The sequence below is a fragment of the Parasphingorhabdus sp. genome, assembly GCF_049667325.1.
Classification (GTDB): domain Bacteria; phylum Pseudomonadota; class Alphaproteobacteria; order Sphingomonadales; family Sphingomonadaceae; genus Parasphingorhabdus.
This window is the reverse complement of the sequence record NZ_JBATHY010000210.1, coordinates 1-17,758: the sequence shown is the minus strand read 5'-3', so window position 1 is coordinate 17,758 and position 17,758 is coordinate 1. Positions and strand designations below refer to the sequence as shown.

At 56.5% G+C, this 17,758-nt stretch carries 20 protein-coding genes; 12 read left to right on the top strand and 8 right to left on the bottom strand.

Translation table 11 applies throughout. From position 1 onward, the window contains the following. Positions 1-147: 147 nt before the first annotated feature. Together WBM93_RS09605 and WBM93_RS09600 are read right to left on the bottom strand one after the other, a co-directional pair. Positions 148-687 (bottom strand): (2Fe-2S)-binding protein, encoded by a 540-nt coding sequence (locus tag WBM93_RS09605; protein ID WP_424431303.1) that lies wholly within the window; start codon positions 685-687, stop codon positions 148-150. 119 nt (positions 688-806) lie between these two features. Further along, the gene (locus WBM93_RS09600; protein ID WP_424431301.1) at positions 807-1,571 is read right to left on the bottom strand and encodes a class II aldolase/adducin family protein; all 765 of its coding nucleotides are present in this window, start codon (positions 1,569-1,571) and stop codon (positions 807-809) included. A 259-nt stretch (positions 1,572-1,830) separates the two neighbouring features. Here WBM93_RS09600 and rpsU point away from each other — a divergent pair, with 259 nt between their 5' ends. The 3 genes from rpsU to WBM93_RS09585 are packed head-to-tail and all read left to right on the top strand — an operon-like array spanning position 1,831 to position 3,297. Continuing rightward, complete coding sequence (rpsU, locus tag WBM93_RS09595; protein ID WP_067197663.1) at positions 1,831-2,037, top strand: 30S ribosomal protein S21; 207 nt, start codon at positions 1,831-1,833, stop codon at positions 2,035-2,037. Between the two features lie 35 nt (positions 2,038-2,072). Then, entirely contained in the window at positions 2,073-2,654 is a 582-nt protein-coding gene (locus WBM93_RS09590) for an FKBP-type peptidyl-prolyl cis-trans isomerase (protein WP_424431299.1), read from the top strand. A 34-nt stretch (positions 2,655-2,688) separates the two neighbouring features. Next, a complete protein-coding gene (locus WBM93_RS09585) occupies positions 2,689-3,297 on the top strand; it encodes an FKBP-type peptidyl-prolyl cis-trans isomerase (protein WP_424431297.1) in 609 nt (202 codons plus the stop codon). Between the two features lie 35 nt (positions 3,298-3,332). On the opposite strand, the gene WBM93_RS09580 is transcribed toward WBM93_RS09585, so the two are convergent. Both WBM93_RS09580 and WBM93_RS09575 read right to left on the bottom strand, forming a co-directional pair. Next, positions 3,333-5,423: a RelA/SpoT family protein gene (locus WBM93_RS09580; RefSeq protein WP_424431295.1), complete on the bottom strand. Its 2,091-nt coding sequence runs from the start codon at positions 5,421-5,423 to the stop codon at positions 3,333-3,335. A gap of 175 nt (positions 5,424-5,598) precedes the next feature. After that, positions 5,599-5,928 carry a CC_3452 family protein gene (locus WBM93_RS09575; RefSeq protein ID WP_424431294.1) on the bottom strand — a complete coding sequence of 110 codons (330 nt, stop codon included), beginning with the start codon at positions 5,926-5,928 and terminating at the stop codon, positions 5,599-5,601. A gap of 173 nt (positions 5,929-6,101) precedes the next feature. Here WBM93_RS09575 and WBM93_RS09570 point away from each other — a divergent pair, with 173 nt between their 5' ends. Further along, positions 6,102-6,641, top strand: coding sequence for a winged helix-turn-helix transcriptional regulator (locus tag WBM93_RS09570; protein WP_424431292.1), 540 nt, complete (start codon positions 6,102-6,104; stop codon positions 6,639-6,641). Between the two features lie 19 nt (positions 6,642-6,660). Here WBM93_RS09570 and WBM93_RS09565 read toward each other — a convergent pair whose 3' ends face one another. After that, positions 6,661-7,242, bottom strand: a complete 582-nt coding sequence (locus tag WBM93_RS09565; RefSeq protein WP_424431291.1) for an HD domain-containing protein — start codon at positions 7,240-7,242, stop codon at positions 6,661-6,663. A 161-nt stretch (positions 7,243-7,403) separates the two neighbouring features. Here WBM93_RS09565 and WBM93_RS09560 point away from each other — a divergent pair, with 161 nt between their 5' ends. Further along, a complete protein-coding gene (locus WBM93_RS09560; RefSeq protein WP_424431289.1) occupies positions 7,404-8,636 on the top strand; it encodes a sensor histidine kinase in 1,233 nt (410 codons plus the stop codon). Next, positions 8,633-9,433: a LytR/AlgR family response regulator transcription factor gene (locus WBM93_RS09555; RefSeq protein WP_424431287.1), complete on the top strand. Its 801-nt coding sequence runs from the start codon at positions 8,633-8,635 to the stop codon at positions 9,431-9,433. The genes WBM93_RS09560 and WBM93_RS09555 overlap by 4 nt, the downstream gene beginning before the upstream one ends. A 3-nt stretch (positions 9,434-9,436) precedes the next feature. Here the strand turns inward: WBM93_RS09555 and tadA are convergent, their stop codons facing one another. Beyond that, positions 9,437-9,895 (bottom strand): tRNA adenosine(34) deaminase TadA, encoded by a 459-nt coding sequence (tadA, locus tag WBM93_RS09550; RefSeq protein ID WP_424431285.1) that lies wholly within the window; start codon positions 9,893-9,895, stop codon positions 9,437-9,439. A gap of 151 nt (positions 9,896-10,046) precedes the next feature. Between tadA and rpmB the strand changes: the two genes are divergently transcribed. Next, a complete protein-coding gene (gene rpmB / locus WBM93_RS09545; RefSeq protein WP_067197680.1) occupies positions 10,047-10,337 on the top strand; it encodes a 50S ribosomal protein L28 in 291 nt (96 codons plus the stop codon). A 4-nt stretch (positions 10,338-10,341) separates the two neighbouring features. On the opposite strand, the gene WBM93_RS09540 is transcribed toward rpmB, so the two are convergent. Continuing rightward, complete coding sequence (locus tag WBM93_RS09540) at positions 10,342-11,418, bottom strand: esterase-like activity of phytase family protein (RefSeq protein WP_424431282.1); 1,077 nt, start codon at positions 11,416-11,418, stop codon at positions 10,342-10,344. Between the two features lie 99 nt (positions 11,419-11,517). Here WBM93_RS09540 and WBM93_RS09535 point away from each other — a divergent pair, with 99 nt between their 5' ends. The 5 genes from WBM93_RS09535 to WBM93_RS09515 all read left to right on the top strand — a co-directional run bounded on the left by WBM93_RS09535 (position 11,518) and on the right by WBM93_RS09515 (position 16,388). Then, complete coding sequence (locus WBM93_RS09535) at positions 11,518-12,228, top strand: CoA transferase subunit A (RefSeq protein WP_424431307.1); 711 nt, start codon at positions 11,518-11,520, stop codon at positions 12,226-12,228. Beyond that, a complete protein-coding gene (locus WBM93_RS09530) occupies positions 12,228-13,172 on the top strand; it encodes a hypothetical protein (protein ID WP_424431280.1) in 945 nt (314 codons plus the stop codon). The genes WBM93_RS09535 and WBM93_RS09530 overlap by 1 nt, the downstream gene beginning before the upstream one ends. A 2-nt stretch (positions 13,173-13,174) precedes the next feature. After that, complete coding sequence (locus WBM93_RS09525; protein ID WP_424431278.1) at positions 13,175-13,816, top strand: 3-oxoacid CoA-transferase subunit B; 642 nt, start codon at positions 13,175-13,177, stop codon at positions 13,814-13,816. 10 nt (positions 13,817-13,826) lie between these two features. Then, a complete protein-coding gene (locus WBM93_RS09520; protein WP_424431305.1) occupies positions 13,827-15,098 on the top strand; it encodes a serine hydrolase domain-containing protein in 1,272 nt (423 codons plus the stop codon). 114 nt (positions 15,099-15,212) lie between these two features. Then, positions 15,213-16,388, top strand: coding sequence for an acyl-CoA dehydrogenase family protein (locus tag WBM93_RS09515; protein ID WP_424431277.1), 1,176 nt, complete (start codon positions 15,213-15,215; stop codon positions 16,386-16,388). A gap of 21 nt (positions 16,389-16,409) precedes the next feature. On the opposite strand, the gene WBM93_RS09510 is transcribed toward WBM93_RS09515, so the two are convergent. Further along, positions 16,410-17,758, bottom strand: a 1,349-nt coding sequence (locus WBM93_RS09510) for a toprim domain-containing protein (RefSeq protein ID WP_424431275.1), incomplete at its 5' end; no start/stop codon positions are given.

The window sequence follows — 17,758 nt, the reverse complement described above, 5'->3', positions numbered from 1 at the left end:
GTCCAGCTCAATGTCGAAAATCTGTTCGACGAGACATATTATCCGTCGGTCCACAATAACGACAATATCTCAACCGGCGAACCGCTCAATGCCCGGCTTACCGTGAAGTTTGGCTTCTAGGGGTTTGGCGGCGCGGAGGCGCACCAGCTATTTCCCAGGCGTCAGCGCCGGGACAGCCTTGGCGGCGTCTCCCGGGTCGATGCCCGGAGGCGGCGCGGCGCTGAGCACCGCTTCTCCCCGTGCTACGCGTCCGGCGCGCTGGATGGCCTCGCGGATGCGGGGATAAGTCCCGCAGCGGCAGATATTGGTGATCGCCTCGTCAATCGCGGCTTTCGACGGATTGGAATTCTTCTTCAGCAATACCGCCGCAGCCATGATCATGCCGGACTGGCAGAAGCCGCATTGCGGGACATTTTCCGCTGCCCATGCCTGTTGCACCGGATGGCTGCGATCGCGCGACAGCGCTTCGATGGTCGTGACAAAGCGCCCTTCCATCTCGCCGATGGTGACCAGACAGGACCGGATCGCCTCGCCGTCAACCTCTACCATACACGCCCCGCAGTCACCGGTGCCGCAGCCATATTTGGTGCCGGTAAGATTGGACGCATCGCGCAGCGCCCAGAGCAGCGGTGTTTCAGGGTCCATCCGATATTGGACCGGACGGTCATTGACGGTAAATTTGGTCAAGCCTCCCCTCCTGCGCGCAGGAGGAGTCGGGGTTGGTAATCCTGGAACATTGATGCCGAGGAAGTCATTAATTTATCTATGCCCACCGCTAGCATTTCCCGCAAGCGGGAGGGGGATATTTATTCCCGCCAGCTCGTATCTTCGCGATCGACCAGTCGCACCATTGCATCAAATTCCGGCACGCCCTGTTGCATCGGATCGATCGAAGCCTGCGACAGGTTCTCGAGATGCTTCTTGATCACCTCTTCACCGATCATCAGCGGCTTGCCCATCGACAATGTCTGCATCTGGATTTCGCAGGCGCGTTGCAGCACCCAGTGGTTGAGGAACGCTTCTTCCAGTGTCCGGCCCATCACCACCGGCCCGTGATTTTCGAGCAACATCATCCGTTTCTTGCCAAGGCTGGCGAGAAAGCGCGGTCCCTCGTCGTCATGAACCGTAATGCCTTCAAACTTGTGATAGGCGAGGCGCGGCACAATGGCCGCGGCGTAGAAGTTTATCGGTTGCAGCCCGCCCTCGAGCGAGGACACTGCCATGGTCGCCGTGGTATGGGTATGGATGATCGCGTGAACATCGGGCAGTTCGCGGTGGAACAGGCTGTGCTGGGTGAAGCCGGCCTTGTTGACGGGGTAGGTCGAGCCGTCGAGCGTGTTGCCGTCGATGTCGATCTTGACCAGGGTCGAGGCGGTCACTTCGCTGAAATGCAGGCCATAGGGATTGATCAGAAAGGCATCATCCTCGCCGGGAACCTTGAGGGTGATATGGTTGAAGATCATCTCGTCCCATCCGAGATAGGCGAAAATCCGGTAACAGGCCGCAAGCCGCTGACGCGCCTTCCATTCTTCTTCGCTGCAGCTGGACTGGATGTTGATCGCGGTGGCCATTTTTCTCTCCTCGAATCGGCTGATCATGTCTCTACCGGGCAATCTATAGCAAAGCGCCAAAAACTGGAATGCAAAGCTCCTGTCATTCGCGCAATAAATCGTGTAAAAGCTTGCCTAGGTGTCGAGAAATTGATAGGCGGCGCGAGATTGAAGCAGATTGATTCTGCTGCAAACCCTTTTTTATGGCTTTTACACCAATATAGGCCGGAAGAAATTGCTTCTGGCCCGCTACGAAATTTGAACGGAGTTACTCAGTCTTATGCAAATCATGGTTCGCGACAATAATGTTGATCAGGCCCTCCGGGCGCTCAAGAAAAAGTTGCAGCGCGAAGGCGTCTACCGCGAAATGAAGCTTCGCCGCCACTATGAAAAGCCATCCGAAAAGCGTGCCCGTGAAAAGGCTGCTGCCGTGCGCCGCGCCCGCAAGATGGACCGCAAGCGGATGGAACGCGACGGTCTGATTTAAGCGCTTCGGCTCCACAATTATAAGGTAGCCTGCTGATGTCTGTTACGACGGTTCCGATTCATCCCATCAAAAAGGGTTTGCTGACCAAGATCTGGCTCGCAGTATTGCTGATCGCAGGCGCCGCACTGCTTCTCGCTTACACGGGTACCCAGAATGCGGTCATAAACGGCGCAACCGATGATCAATATCTTGCCGCCAATGCGGACGAGGACGGAGTCGTAACCACTGCGTCAGGGCTGCAATATAAAATGATCAAACCGGGCGAGGGCATCCCGCCGACTGCTACCGATACGGCATTGGTCAAATATGAAGGCCGTCTGCGCGACGGCACCATCTTTGATGCCAATGAACAAACGCCGATGCCGGTTGGCGGCGTAGTTCCCGGTTTCTCCGAAGCGCTGCAGCTGATGCAGAAGGGCGGAGAATATCGGATATGGATCCCGTCGAACCTCGCTTATGGCGAAGCATCCCCTAGCGCAGAAATCCCGCCGAACAGCCTGCTCATTTTCGAGATCACGTTGCTCGACTATATTTCGCAGGCGCAAATGGAAGAATTGCGGCAACAAATGCAGGCGCAGGGCGGCATGCCCGGTGCTCCGGCAGGGCCGGGCCAATAGACAACGCGGCATGTTTGCCTGTGGAGAGTAGTTCGTGAGTGATATCCGCCAAGACCAGAAAAGCAGCGAACCAACATCCCGGATCAGGCCGTTCCTGATGGGACTGTTGCTCGGCGTAGTACTGGTGGCGGTGTTCGCTGCTGCAATACCGGAAAAAACCAGCCCGACAGAGTTTGTCCAGGCTGGATGGGAAAAGCTGTTTCCGCCACCGGGGAACGCGGACTTTCTGGCAGACAATGCGAAAGAGGCTGGCGTCAAGCAAACCAAATCCGGTCTTCAGTATAAAGTGATCAAGCCTGGCGAGGGACCGATGCCTGTTGTCACCGATACAGCATTGGTCAAATATGAAGGCCGACTGCGCGACGGCACGATTTTCGACGCCAATGAACAAACGCCAATGCCGGTTGGCGGGGTCGTACCGGGTTTTTCCGAAGCGCTGCAGCTGATGCAGAAGGGCGGAGAATACCGGATCTGGATTCCGTCAGATCTCGCTTATGGTGAAACATCCCCCGGTGAGCTGGTTCCACCGAGCAGCCTGCTTATTTTTGATGTAACCCTGCTGGACTTTATTTCTGCCGAGCAGATGGAAGAATTACGGCAGCAGATGCAGGCCGCACCAGTCGGACCACCGCCCGCACCCTGAGTCTTGTTAAATGTTATTTCAGGCCAGTCGTTGAACTAGGTGCGTTCGGCTTGCGCGACCGCTTCCGAAGCCCGCAGGGCAGATAATATCCGCATCAGATGGTGGACATTATGCACTTCCAGATCAGCATTGAATGTGTGGAAGGGGCCGTCGCGGTGCGTCAGGCGAAGGTTAAGGATATTGGCATTGTGAAAGCCGAAAATTCCGGCCATCTCGGAAAGAGTCCCGGGCTTGTTGTGCAGCACCACACATAGCCGCGCCGCCGCGCCGTCGCTTTCATTGCCCCAGCTCAAGTCCACCCAGTCCGCATCCACACCATCAGCGAGACTCTGGCAATCGATAGTGTGCACCTCGACATTCTCGCCGCTACGCCGCAGTCCGACAATCCGGTCTCCGGGAACAGGGTGACAGCATTCGGCGAGATTGAAGGCAACACCGGGTGTCAGACCCTTGATCGAAATCGCTCGATCCTGTTCGGGCCATTGACGTTCGTCATCATTGTCGTTGACGCTGCCAGGGATGAGCGCTTCCATTACTTCGCGGTCACTGAGCTGGCGCGTACCAATCGCCATCATCAGGTCGTCCGGTTCCTGCATCTCCAGCCGCTTCAGTGCCGCTTTGACTGCGCGCGGACCGATCTTGCCTGGCAGCCGTTCAATGATTTCCTCATAAAGTTCGGTGCCTATGGCGATTATTTCGTCGCGTTCCTTGAAGCGGACGTTGCGACGGATCGCGGATCGCGCCTTGCCGGTGATGACAAAGGATAGCCAGCCCGGCTGCGGTTCCTGCCCCTTGGATTTCAGGATCTCCACGACATCGCCGTTTTGCATCTGGGTGCGCAAGGGCACGTGCCGGCCATTGACCTTGGCGCCGACCGTCTGATTGCCGAGATCGGTATGCACGGCATAGGCGAAATCGACCGTGGTCGAGCCCTTTGGCAATTGCAGCAGAGTGCCTTTGGGCGTGAAGGCAAAAATCCGGTCCTGGTACATCGCCAGCCGGGTGTGTTCGAGCAGTTCATCCGCATCTTCAGCTTGGTCAAGTATCTCGATCAGGTCGCGAATCCAGCCAGCCTGGCCATCGGGACGATTGCCCTGTTTATAGGCCCAGTGCGCGGCGAGGCCATATTCATTGTCCTCATGCATCCGCTGCGAACGGATCTGAATTTCCACCCGCATGTTATTGCCATGCATCAGGGTCGTGTGAATCGACTGGTAGCCATTGCGCTTGGGCGTGGAAATATAGTCCTTGAACCGGCCGGGGACCATCTTCCATTTCTCGTGCAAGATGCCGAGCGCGCGATAGCATTCGGCGCTATTGTCGGTGACCACACGGAACGCCATGATGTCGGTCAGCTGTTCAAAGCTGACGTGCCGCTCCTGCATCTTGCGCCAGATCGAATAGGGGTGTTTCTCCCTTCCACTGACTTCCGCTGCCAGTCCGCCATTCGCGAGCGCCTTCTGGATCGACCCAGCGATTTTCTCGACCTGGCCTTCGTCCCCCTCCTTGATCGCCTGCAACCTTTTGGTGATGGTTTCATAGGCTTCGGGTTCCATATGGCGAAACGCCAGCAACTGCATCTCGCGCATATATTCGTACATACCGATCCGCTCCGCCAGAGGCGCATAGATATCCATTGTTTCATGGGCAATTCGTAGCCGTTTTTCATCGCTTTTAATGAAATGCAGCGTCCGCATATTGTGCAGGCGGTCGGCAAGTTTGACCAGCAGAACGCGGATATCGTCGGACATTGCCAGCAGGAATTTCCGCAGGTTTTCAGCGGCCCGCTCGTTGTCGGTCTGCGCTTCGATCTTGGAAAGCTTGGTTACGCCATCGACCAGGCGGGCGATTTCTTCGCCGAATAATTTCTCGATTTCTTCGGATGTGGTGAGCGTGTCTTCGACGGTATCGTGGAGCAGCGCGGTGACAATTGTCTGCTGGTCCAGCTTGAGGTCGGTCATCAGGCCGGCAACCTCGATCGGATGACTGAAATAGGGATCGCCGCTGGCCCGTTTTTGGCTGCCGTGTCTTTGCACGGAAAAAACATAGGCTCGGTTGATCAGATCCTCATCCGCATCGGGATCATAGGATCGCACCCGTTCCACCAGTTCATATTGCCTGAGCATCCTTCGAGAATGTAGGGATTTTCGGGCTGGGGCAACAAAAAAGAGCGCCGAAGCCGGCTCTTGTGTCCGGGGAACGGAACGGAGCTCTGGCTTCGGCGCTAAGACTGACCGGCTGGGGTGCCAGTGGACTGGCTGCTGTTGGGAGCGAGAGACCGGTCAGGAGGGAATGGTGATATCAGCTGTTGCACTTGGCGAGCGCCTCGGCGTCGAAAGCTTCGCCTTTATACGCGAAACCGGCTACCGGGCCGAATTTGTCGGCGATCTTGGCGCAGACCGTCCGGGGCGAGGAGCTGCTTTGGCCACCAATACATTCAGTGCCGGCGCAGCGGATCACGGTACCCTTGATAATTTCCTGGGCAGCTTCGACCGGTGCTTGCAATTCCGCAGTATAAGTTACTGCTGTACTGCGGGCTTGGGCTGTGGTGGCTGTAAACAGGGTTAGGGATGTCATCGCGGCGACGCAGAAGATCATTGAAGCGCGAAGGGGGCTTTGGGAGAGAAGCATGGCGTATCCTTTCGTATCAGTCAGTTTTCGGACCAATGTGCCGGGTCCGAGGGGAAAAAATTGTTGTTGCAATATCAGTTGCGAATCAGTACTTAGATTAGTAGGTTTTAAGTTGCAACTAAAAACTTATATTTTTTTCGCACTCGCCACGAAACTGGTTTAGGAACGGGATCATGGACAAAATCAGAGAAGATCTATCGAGTCTGACCGGCAGTGAATGCAGTCTGCCAATGGCGCTAGAGGTGATTGGCGAGCGTTGGTGCTTCATGATACTGCGCGCCGCGCTCAACGGTGTCGGGCATTTCGAGGATTTCCTATCCGAAATCGGTATTGCCCGGAACATCCTGGCCAACCGGCTTACCCGTATGGTGGAAGCGGGAATCATGACCCGTCGTCCCTGTGATCATGACAAGCGGAAAGTCGAATATCGATTGACTGACAAAGGACAGGACCTGCTGCCGACGATGATCGCTCTTCGGCAATGGGGAGAAAAATGGCAAACCGGTGTCCCGTCCAATCCGATATTATGCGATTCGCGTGATCGGCAACCGATTGGACGGATCAGCATGCGCGCACATGATGACCGGATTCTGGAAATGAAAGATCTCTGCTGGATCGATGAATCAGAATTGAAGCCGGATTCGGACGGCACTTGCCGCGAAGACATGGTTGTCCGCCATCTGAAGGAAATTGGCGAGTCTTCGGCAGCTTGACGGCTAAGCCATTCCGCTATTATTCGGTCGCGTAAATACTGTTTACCGGTCGCGCCATGACGCGGCGAACCATCGGTTCAAAAAACTCCAGCGGCGCAGTGTCATATGTCGCGTCAAAGGCCGTCTGATCATATTTTGCACAGAATTCTGCACAATCTTCAAAATGTTCCTGACCTCTAAACTGCTCGCGCATGTCGCGGTCCTGGCCGAGATAGTGGAAAAAATAATAGCCTTGAAAAATACCATGCTGCTGGGCGATCCAATGATTCTTGGCGCTCACAAAAGGCTTCAGGATCGCCGCGGCGACATCGGGGTGGTTATAGGTGCCGAGCGTGTCTCCGACGTCATGTAGCAAGGCCATCACGACATATTCCTCGTCCCGGCCATCGCGGTGCGCGCGGGTCGCGGTTTGCAGGCTGTGTTGCATCCGGTCGATCGGAAATCCGCCAAAATCACCATCGAGGAGTTTCAGGTGGTCGAGCACCCGGTCGGCGACCTTGCTGGCAAATTGCCCAAAATGACCGCCAATAATCTGCCAGTCTTCCTGTGTGCCCTGTTCCATGGAAGGAAATTTAGCCCGGACTTCGTTGGGACCGCCCATGATATTCTCCTTTGTCTGTTGCCGGTCTTCAGCCACATTTTTGCCATCGGCAATGCAAATATTTTTGCATTTAGATAAAAATATGCCGTGTTTGTCGTCTTATTTGCCCAAATGATAGGCGATTCTTCCCCAACCGGCAATGCCCCGCTATAGATAGCATAATGGCCGTCCTGGAAATCCGTCCCCAGCCGTTTTTTGGCAACAAGAACCGTGCATTCTGGAACCTGCAATCCGCGGGCTGGGCCGGTGCACTCATCTTGCGCGCGATTGGCGGGATATCGAACGGGCTGCCGCTGAGCTTCCTGGTGCCGGTCATTATTTCGACCATCACCGGCTATTCCATCTCCCTGCTCTTGTCGGTTGTGTACAAGAATCTGATTCACCGCCGCCCGATTGTGACGTGGAGCAGCACGGCCGCGATTCTGACGGTTGCGTCGGCGCTTTACGCGTTCATCGACGCATGGGTGTTTCTGATCCAGAACCCGACCACGGAAACCGGTTTTGTCACGTTGTTCCTGGGCTCGCTGTTCCTCGGCATCATGCTGCTCGGGGCCTGGTCGGCGCTCTATTATGCGATCAATTTCTTCCTGCGCGTGGAGGAGCAAAATGATCAGCTGCTGCAGCTTGAGGCGCAGGCAACCCGCGCTCAGCTTGCGATGCTGCGCTATCAGCTCAATCCTCATTTTCTGTTCAACACGCTGAACAGCATATCGACGCTCGTGCTGCTCCGGCAGACCGAACCGGCCAATGCGATGCTCTCGCGCCTATCCTCGTTCCTGCGCCATACGCTGGTCAACGAAGTCCACAGCCGCGTGACTCTCGCACAGGAAGTGGAAACGCTGCATCTTTATCTCGATATTGAAAAAATGCGCTTTGAAGAACGGCTGCGGTCCCATTTTGATATCGACCCTGCCGTGCGTGACGCCCTTTTACCGTCTCTGTTGCTCCAACCGCTAGTCGAAAATGCGATAAAATACGCGGTTACGCCCCAGGAAGAAGGCGCGGATATTTCGATTTCCGCCCATCTCGACGGCGGCAAGCTGCGGATCATCGTGTCCGATACCGGGCCTGGTGAAAGCGGTACAGTCACCAGAAAATATGATTCAACCGGCGTCGGTCTGGGCAATATTCAGGAGCGATTAAACCAGGCTTATGGAGAAGCCGCGATATTTGAAACGCGATCTGCTCCCGGGGAAGGATTTTCCGTGTTTATCGCGCTGCCATTTGAAACGAGGGAGCAGATCGACCGGGAGGCGGCAGATGATTCTGCCACCGACGAACAGGTAAGAAACGAAACAATTTTTGGGGAGCATGCATCTAGTGATGCCCATCAGCGGGAGCCGGTCAGTACGCCGGCGATGGCATCCTTTCAGCACAAGGATTTAAAAACATGACGATCAAGACGATATTAGTCGATGATGAAAAGCTTGCGATCCAGGGATTGCAGATCCGGCTCGAGAAATTCGAAGATATCGAGATTGTCGACACCTGCCGCAATGGCCGGGAAGCGATTCGCAAGATCAAGACATTGAAGCCCGATCTTGTATTCCTCGATATCCAGATGCCCGGATTTGACGGGTTCTCCGTGGTGCGGGGGATCATGGAGATTGAACCGCCGCTGTTCATATTCGTGACCGCCTATTCCGAGCACGCGGTTCGCGCCTTCGAGGCCGAGGCGATCGACTATCTGGTGAAGCCGGTCGAGGAAGACCGGCTGGCCGATGCCATTGACCGGGTGCGCAAGCGCCTGTCGGAAAAACGCGGCGCAGACGAGATCGAAAAACTGAAATCGGTGCTCAGCGAGGTGGCACCCGATGCCATGGCCAATATGGACGATTCGGAAGAACCAGCGTCCGCCAACCGCTATGAAAAGCTGATCAATGTGAAAGACCGCGGCCAGATTTTCCGGGTCGATGTCGATTCGATCGAACGGATCGATGCGGCCGGCGATTATATGTGCATCTATACAGCCGACAATAGCCTGATCCTGCGCGAAACCATGAAGGACCTCGAAAAGCGCCTGGATCCTCGTTTTTTCCAGCGCGTTCACCGCTCGACAATCGTCAACCTCAGTCAGGTGCGCGAGGTCAAGCCGCATACCAATGGCGAATGTTTCCTGGTATTGGGATCGGGTGCTCAGGTGAAAGTGTCACGCAGTTACCGCGATGTTGTCGCCCGCTTTGTGCATTAACGTCTAGCCCCGGCGACCTTTGAAAAACCCTGTCAGCAATTTGGCGGACGTCTCTTCATCCATCCCGGGATAAACCTCCGGCTTGTGATGGCAGGTCGGTGCGTTGAAAAACCGCACTCCGCTATCCACGGCTCCGCCCTTGGCATCGCTGGCTCCATAATAGAGCCGGCCGATGCGGGCGTGGGCAATGGCCCCGGCACACATTGTGCACGGTTCCAGCGTGACCCACAGATCGCAGTCCTCCAGCCGGTCATTGCCGAGAAACTTTGTCGCTTCACGAATCGCAACGATCTCGGCATGGGCGGTCGGATCATGATCGATCCGGGTGCGATTATGGCCGCGTCCGATAATTTTTCCGCTTTGGACGACAACCGCACCGACGGGTATTTCGCCGACCGTCAACGCTGTTTTCGCAAGGGCCAGCGCCGCGTCCATGAAGGATGTATGTTTTGACGGAGCCATTGGCTGCGCCTAGCGGGAATGATGATAAAATGCCAGATAGGGTGTCGGACAAGGAAAAGCGCCGTAATGCTTGACGCCCTGCCGGTTTGTGGTTATCCGGTCCCACTTTCCCGCTGGGAATCACTCAATAACAAGAAATTGGACTTATACGATGTCGCGGATTTGCGAACTGACAGGTAAGACTCGGCTGGTAGGCAATAATGTGTCTCACGCCAAAAACCGGACCAAGAAGACATTTTTGCCGAACCTGCAAAACGTTACTCTTTTGTCCGACACGCTCGGCAAGGGCGTGAAACTTCGGGTGTCGACCCATGGTCTGCGTTCCGTGGAACATGTCGGCGGCCTCGACAATTGGTTGCTGAAAACCAAGGACGACAAGTTGAGCCTGCGTGTAAAACGCCTCAAAAAGGAAATCGCGAAAAAGCAGGTTGCTACCGCTTAAGCGATCACTCTGATTCTTCGAATGATGAAAAGCCGGGGTTTGCTCCGGCTTTTTCGTTTTGGCGTGGGGGAACGGACTTTTTCTGCGGAATTTTATCTTTGAGCAGTCTGAACTTGAGCAACAAGGTTTCCTGAAACGTACTGAAATTATCGTCGGATGCAATCCAGACAATCGTCTTGTCGCCATCCCTGGTGATAGCCAATGCCTCCATATTATCTACTTTCACCGGTGGTTTCAGCGTAGCGATCGGGATCGATGTCGCGACTTTCCCCGCCTGGAAATCCTCCAGCCGTGCAATCGACAATATCGCCGAAACCCCCTCGAGCGGCGTGAAGCGGCGGTGCAGCATCAAGGCCGACTTGTCGTCAATCATCGCGGCATCGGTCAACTTGTAGCCTTCGGGAGGCTGATATCCGAAAAGTACCGCTTCACTAGTCGGCTCGGAAGGATCGGCGTCGAATATCAGCGCCTGATAGCCGCCTTGGGCATAGGAAGCGGATTCGGAGAAAACAAGAAAGCCGCCATCGGACAGTCTGAGCATTGCCTCTGCGCCGCCATTTTCGGGCCATTTCTGTGTGGCTTTCGGGTAATGCGCGGCTTCTTTGCGCGCCAAGGACGGACCGTAGCGCCAGATACTATGCTGATGCTCATAACCGACCCAGAATTGGCCGGTCTGCGGATCATGGAGAAATGATTCTGCATCCCAATTCTGTCTGGCAAATTCATTGGGTTTGGCCGGACCGTCGGGCAAGGGGGCAATGAACGGACGAAGCGCCAGATGTCTGGTTTCATCCAGTGTAAATCCGATCAAAGTTCCATTGTCGCTGAGCATCAGGAATCGGTTGTCTCGAAGGGCGAGCATCGAAGATATGCCGCCGAACGCGCCGTTGTCGCTGGTGATTTTCCAGCCACCGAGAAAGGCGAGACGGCCAACTCCCGTGCGGGACGGGTTTTTGACATCGAGCGCGATCGGCTCGAGCGTGATATACTGGCTTGCATTTGGCGGTGGCACAGGTCCGCGGACATAAGTGACCGGCACGAGAAAGAAGAACAGTGAAAGACAAGCAAACAGACGGGCCATGGTGCTGCGCATAACCGATTCGTTGCTTCAAACATATTCTATTCTGGACGCTCGGGCGCCTCCTGCGCTAGACGCCGGACAATCAGTCAGGAAAGCGCGATTATGAAGAAAATTTATCCCGATGCGGCCGCCGCACTCGAAGGTCTTTTGTTTGATGACATGCATCTCTGCGTTGGCGGTTTTGGCCTCTGCGGGATTCCCGAACGGTTGATCGACGCGATCCAGCAGGATGGCGTAACGGGCCTCACGATTGCGTCAAACAATGCCGGAATTGACAATGAAGGACTGGGCAAGCTGCTGCGTTCGCGGCAGGTGAAAAAAATGATCGCCTCCTATGTCGGCGAGAACAAGGAATTTGAACGGCAGTTCCTCTCCGGCGAACTGGAAGTGGAATTTTGTCCGCAGGGAACCCTGGCTGAACGGTGTCGCGCAGGTGGCGCAGGCATTCCCGGATTTTATACCAAAACCGGTGTTGGTACGCAGGTTGCCGAGGGCAAGGAGCACAAGGATTTCGGTGGCGAGACCTATATTCTCGAACACGGTATTTTTGCCGACCTCTGCCTGATCAAGGGCTGGAAGGCGGACAAGGCCGGCAATCTGATGTTCCGCAAAACGGCCCGCAACTTCAATGCACCGATGGCCACGGCGGGCAAGATTTGTGTCGCCGAGGTCGAGGAAATCGTTGAAGTCGGCGAACTGGATCCGGATTGTATTCATTTGCCGGGTATCTATGTCAAACGCCTGATCGACGGTGCGCCCTATGACAAGAAAATAGAATTCCGGATGACCCGGGAACGCGAAACGGCCTGATGCGTCAGCTTCGCCTTTCTTTAATCGCTATCGCCGCTTTACCGCTGCTCTCGAGTTGCGTTGCTGCATTGCTGCCGATTGCCGCTCTGGGGGGGTTGGCCAAAAATCAGATTGATCGCACCAAAGCGAAACGCGAACTGGTCGAATCCGGTGCCATCGATTTGGCGATGCCGGTCGGTTCCGTCACCGTCGGTCGCGCGAGCGAGACGGCGAATGCATCTCCCGCGACGGAGACGACATTCTACGGAAAAGGTGGCGCCTTCGAAATCGCCGAAGTCAGCCTTGATGGTGATGCAGCTGATTATATTTCCCAATTTTTTCAACCGGCGGGTCCGGATGTTTCTCCCTATGCCGGTTTTGCCACCCATGCCTTGAAGCAAGCGGCCAGACTGGAAGCGGGAGAAGGTGTCAAATCGGTGGTGCTGGTTCCGCGGGTCGATATTTTCAAGCCGGAAACTATGGGATGTGTGGGCAAGCCGCTGGCTGTGGCCATCGATCTTGACGACACGACCGGTCGCGACTGGACAAAAGCGGAGACGCTCTACCGGCAAAACGGACTTGTTGAGGCGTTAATGAGCCTGCGTGCTGCCGAAATCAGCGTGATCTGGATGTCCGATCACCCTGTGGCCGCTTCCGACAGAATTTCGGCCATTCTCGACGAGGCAGGCTTTTCGCAATCCCAAGCGGATGATTTTCTTTTCCTGGACCGTGGCGGCGATGATCGCAAACAGGTCCGGCGTTGGGATGCCGCACGCAATTATTGTATCGTTGCCATGGCGGGTGATGACCGCGCAGATTTTGACGAGCTTTATGCCTATTTGCGCGATCCCGACGGGGCAATCACGCTAGAGCAAATGTTCGATAACGGCTGGTTCCTGGCTCCGCCTCCTCTTGTCGGAGCGACTGAGGCAACCACAGCAACATCAGATGAAAAAGAAGGATAGATATGCCCTGGACTCGTGATGAAATGGCCGCTCGGGCGGCACAGGAACTGCAAGACGGTTATTATGTGAATCTCGGGATCGGCATTCCGACTCTGGTGGCCAACCATATTCCGGCAGGAGTCGAGGTCACGCTGCAAAGCGAGAACGGCATGCTCGGTATCGGGCCGTTTCCTTTCGAGGACGAGATCGACGCTGACCTGATCAACGCCGGCAAGCAGACGATCAGCGAACTGCCTTCGTCGAGCTATTTCAGCTCTTCCGACAGTTTCGCCATGATCCGCGGCGGGCATATCGATCTGACCGTATTGGGGGCGATGGAAATTGCCCAGAACGGCGATATCGCCAACTGGATGATTCCTGGCAAGATGATCAAGGGGATGGGCGGCGCGATGGATCTGGTCGCGGGCGTGAAGAAAATCATCGTCGTCATGGATCATTGCGCGAAAGACGGCGGTCCCAAGTTCATCCCCGAATGCACCCTGCCGCTCACCGGTACCAATGTCGTGGACATGATCATCACAGATCTTTGCGTTTTCCATCGGACCGACCATGACAGTCCGTTCCGGCTGGTCGAACTGGCGCCTGGCGTCAGCGCGGAGGATGTCGCTGCGAAAACTACTGCAGCATTTGAAATGGCACTATAATATATTGACGATGAGAAGAAATCTGGCGCTGCTGTTCGGGCTGGCCTCTGCGTTGCTCGTCGGCTGGTACGGATATCGGGTCCTCGTCGAGCAGCGGGCCGGATTTCCGCTGTCGGCGCTGATTGAAACAGAAGCGCAGGACAGGCTGCCTACCGAACCCGATGACTGGCAGGGCAAGATTGATTATCGCGGCCTTGATCGCGAGTTTGCGGCGCTGGCGGCACGGCCAGAAATGGCGGGCCTGGCGATTGCCATTGTCGAAGATGGCGACATCCGATTTGTCGGTACCTATGGCGTAACCGATAAACGCAGTGGAGAACCGGTGACCCCGCAGACAGTGTTCCGCTGGGCCTCTGTATCCAAAGGTGTGGCCGGTTTGCTGGCGGCAAAATTGTCGGAAGACGGCAGGCTTGACCTCGATGCTCCGATAAGCAGCTGGCAATCGTCACTCCGGCTTCCCGGGAATGCCGAGACGCGGATAACGCTGACGCAGCTCCTGTCGCACCAGACCGGGCTTACCAAAAATGCCTATGACACCAAGCTGGAGGACGGTGTGGATCCTGGCCTGCTTCGCACGCAGCTAGCGGCAGCGCCGCTGCAGTGCGTACCGGGTACCTGTCATAGCTATCAGAATATCGCCTATGATGCCGCCAGCGAGATATTGGGACAGGTAGCGGGGACATTATATTCCGACGCGGTGCAAAAGCGCTTGTTTGAACCGCTCGGCATGAAGAGTGCGCGATTTGGCATGGCCGGCCTCACCGGCGCGCAAAGCTGGGCACGGCCCCATCGCGGTGATGACGTACGCACGCTGTCCGAATCCTATTGGCGGGTTCCCGCCGCCGCTGGCGTCAGCAGCGACATTGTGGACTTGGCGCGCTGGCTTCGCGCACAGGTTGGCGAGAATGAGGATGTCCTGTCGGGTGCCGCACGAGCCAAGGCTCATGGTCCATTGATCAGGACCGGGCGCGTTTTTAGCGGCGAGCTTGCCCGCGCCCTTGGCGAGCCATCCTATGGACTGGGCTGGCGCAGCTTCACCTATGCCGGCCGTCAATTGGTCGGCCATAGCGGAGCGGTGGATGGCTTCCGCTCGACGATGATGTTCGACCCGGCTTCCCGGACAGGCGTTGCCGTGATGTGGAACAGCGGGTGGGGGCGACCCTTCCGGATGCCGTTTGCGGTGTTCGACAGCTATTATGGTCAGTCGGGGAATGGCTGGCTTGACCTGTCGGACCTCCCTGTGCCCGAACCTCTGCCGAGCTTGCCGCCTGCGGCGAACTGATGCCTGATCTGACGGGACAGGGCAATATCCCGCGATCCTGACTGCGCCTGAGCTTATTATCTATGGCGCACCGGGCATATCTGCCGTAACAATCATTCAGAGACAGGAGAATCCATGACCAAGGAAATCAGCGCCGAAGCGCAGGACATCGCCGATCGTGTAGAGCATTTCGTTCGCGACACAATTTTTGCCTATGAAAAAGACGAGCGCTGCGAAGACCATGGCCCAACCGATGACCTTGTGCAGGAAATGCGGGCGCTTGCGAAAGCGGCCGGTATTCTGACTCCGCATATCCGCGAGGATGGCAGCCATCTGACCCATCTCGAAACGGCGCTGGTGCTGCGCAAGTCCGGGCTTTCGCCTCTGGGGCCACTGGCGGTGAACACGTTCGCGCCGGACGAAGGCAATATGTACCTGCTCGGAAAATGCGCCTCACCGGAGCAGAAAGAGCGGTTCCTCGAGCCATTGGTATCCGGCAGGGAGCGTTCGGCTTTCTTCATGACCGAACCGGCCAGTGAAAATGGTGCGGGTTCCGATCCGACGATGATGCTGACGACGGCGAAGCCGGACGGCAATCACTGGATCATCAACGGTCGCAAGACGTTCATCACAGGAGCCAAAGGCGCAAAAGTCGGGATCATCATGGCCAAGTCGGAAGAAGGCGCCACGATGTTCCTGGTCGACCTTCCCGATCCCGCGATCCAGATCGAACGGGTGCTCGATACGATCGACAGCTCAATGCCGGGCAGCCATTCGGTGGTGAATATCGACAATCTCCGCGTTCCTGCAGACCAGATGCTGGGCGAAAGCGGCGAAGGCTTCAAATATGCGCAGGTGCGACTGTCGCCCGCCCGCCTGACCCATTGCATGCGCTGGCTGGGCAGCTGTGACAGGGCGCAGGAAATTGCGGTCGATTATGCGTGCAAGCGTCTGGCATTCGGTAAGCCGCTGATCGATCACGAAGGTGTCGGATTCATGCTGGCGCAAAACCAGATTGATCTGCAGCAGTGCGAAGTGATGATAGACTGGTGTGCACAGGTGCTCGACACCGGTGCACTGGGAACCACCGAAAGTTCGATGGTCAAGGTGTCCGTGTCGGAAGCCCTGTTCCGCATTGCCGATAATTGTGTCCAGATCATGGGCGGTACTGGACTGAGTCGCGATACGGTGGTGGAGCAGGTGTTTCGCGAGGTCCGCGCATTCCGAATCTATGACGGACCCACCGAAGTGCACAAATGGTCGCTCGCCAAGAAAATCAAGAAGGCACACAAGCTGGCTAGCGAAGGATAGGCCTTTGCATAGGGTGGATGGTTAAACGTCCAGATTGGCCACGTTCAGGGCATTGTCGACGATGAACTCGCGCCGGGGTTCAACGACTTCGCCCATCAGCTTGGTGAAGATATCATCGGTTACATCTGCCTGTTCGACGGTGACCTGGAGCAGCGAGCGAACTTCGGGATCAAGCGTCGTTTCCCAAAGCTGTTCGGCGTTCATTTCGCCAAGACCTTTGTAGCGGGAAATGGCCAGACCCTTGCGGCCTGCGGCCATCACCGTGTCGAGCAGTTCCGAGGGGCGGGTGATCAGGGTGCCGTCAGAACCCACGCCGTCCTCATCACCGGCATCGGAATCGCCAGACACCGATTTCACCAGCCGGCTGCCGCTGCCATAGGTGGCGGTTTCTTCCGACGCGAGACGGTGGAGCTTGCGGGCTTCCGCGCTTTCGAGGAATTTAGCCTCGATGATATGATGATCGGTGACGCCGCGCCAGAAGCGCTGGAACAGATAGCCGCCTTCTTCCGAAACCTGGCCAGACCAGCGGCCTTCTTCGTCGACCTTGTCCATCCATGCAGCGGTCGCATCGACAGCAGCTTGCCGCTCTGCATTGCCATGGTCGGGATTGAGCGCGCCGGTGAGCGCCATACCCTCGACGATCGTGCTGTCATATCGCCGCGGCACATAAGCCATCAGGCTGCGCATCCGCCGGGCATGTTCGATCAATCCGCGCAGGTCCTCGCCGCTCCGCGCGCCTTCGCCGGTTTGCAGGATCATGCCGTTCAGTCCGGCCTCGACCAGATACTGGTCGAGCGCATTGTCGTCCTTGAGATAGACTTCGCTCTTGCCCTTGCCGACTTTGTAAAGCGGCGGCTGGGCGATGTAGAGATGGCCGCCGAGAATGATTTCCGGCATCTGGCGATAGAAGAAGGTCAGCAGAAGCGTGCGGATATGCGCACCGTCGACGTCGGCATCGGTCATGATGACGATTTTGTGGTAGCGCAGCTTTTCCAGATTGAAGTCTTCCCGGCCAATGCCGGTACCCATTGCCTGGATCAGCGTGCCCACTTCCTTGGACGACAGCATCCGGTCAAAACGGGCGCGCTCGACGTTGAGAATCTTGCCCTTGAGCGGCAGGATCGCCTGATATTGGCTATCCCGGCCCTGTTTGGCAGAGCCGCCGGCGGAATCGCCTTCGACCAGGAACAGTTCGCATTTTGTCGCATCGCGCTCGCGGCAATCGGCGAGCTTTCCCGGGAGCGAGGCGATATCCATCGCGCCCTTGCGCCGCGTCAGTTCGCGCGCTTTTTTCGCCGCTTCGCGGGCAGCAGCGGCGTCGATCACTTTTTGCACGACCATCGCCGCATTCTGCGGATTTTCCTCGAGCC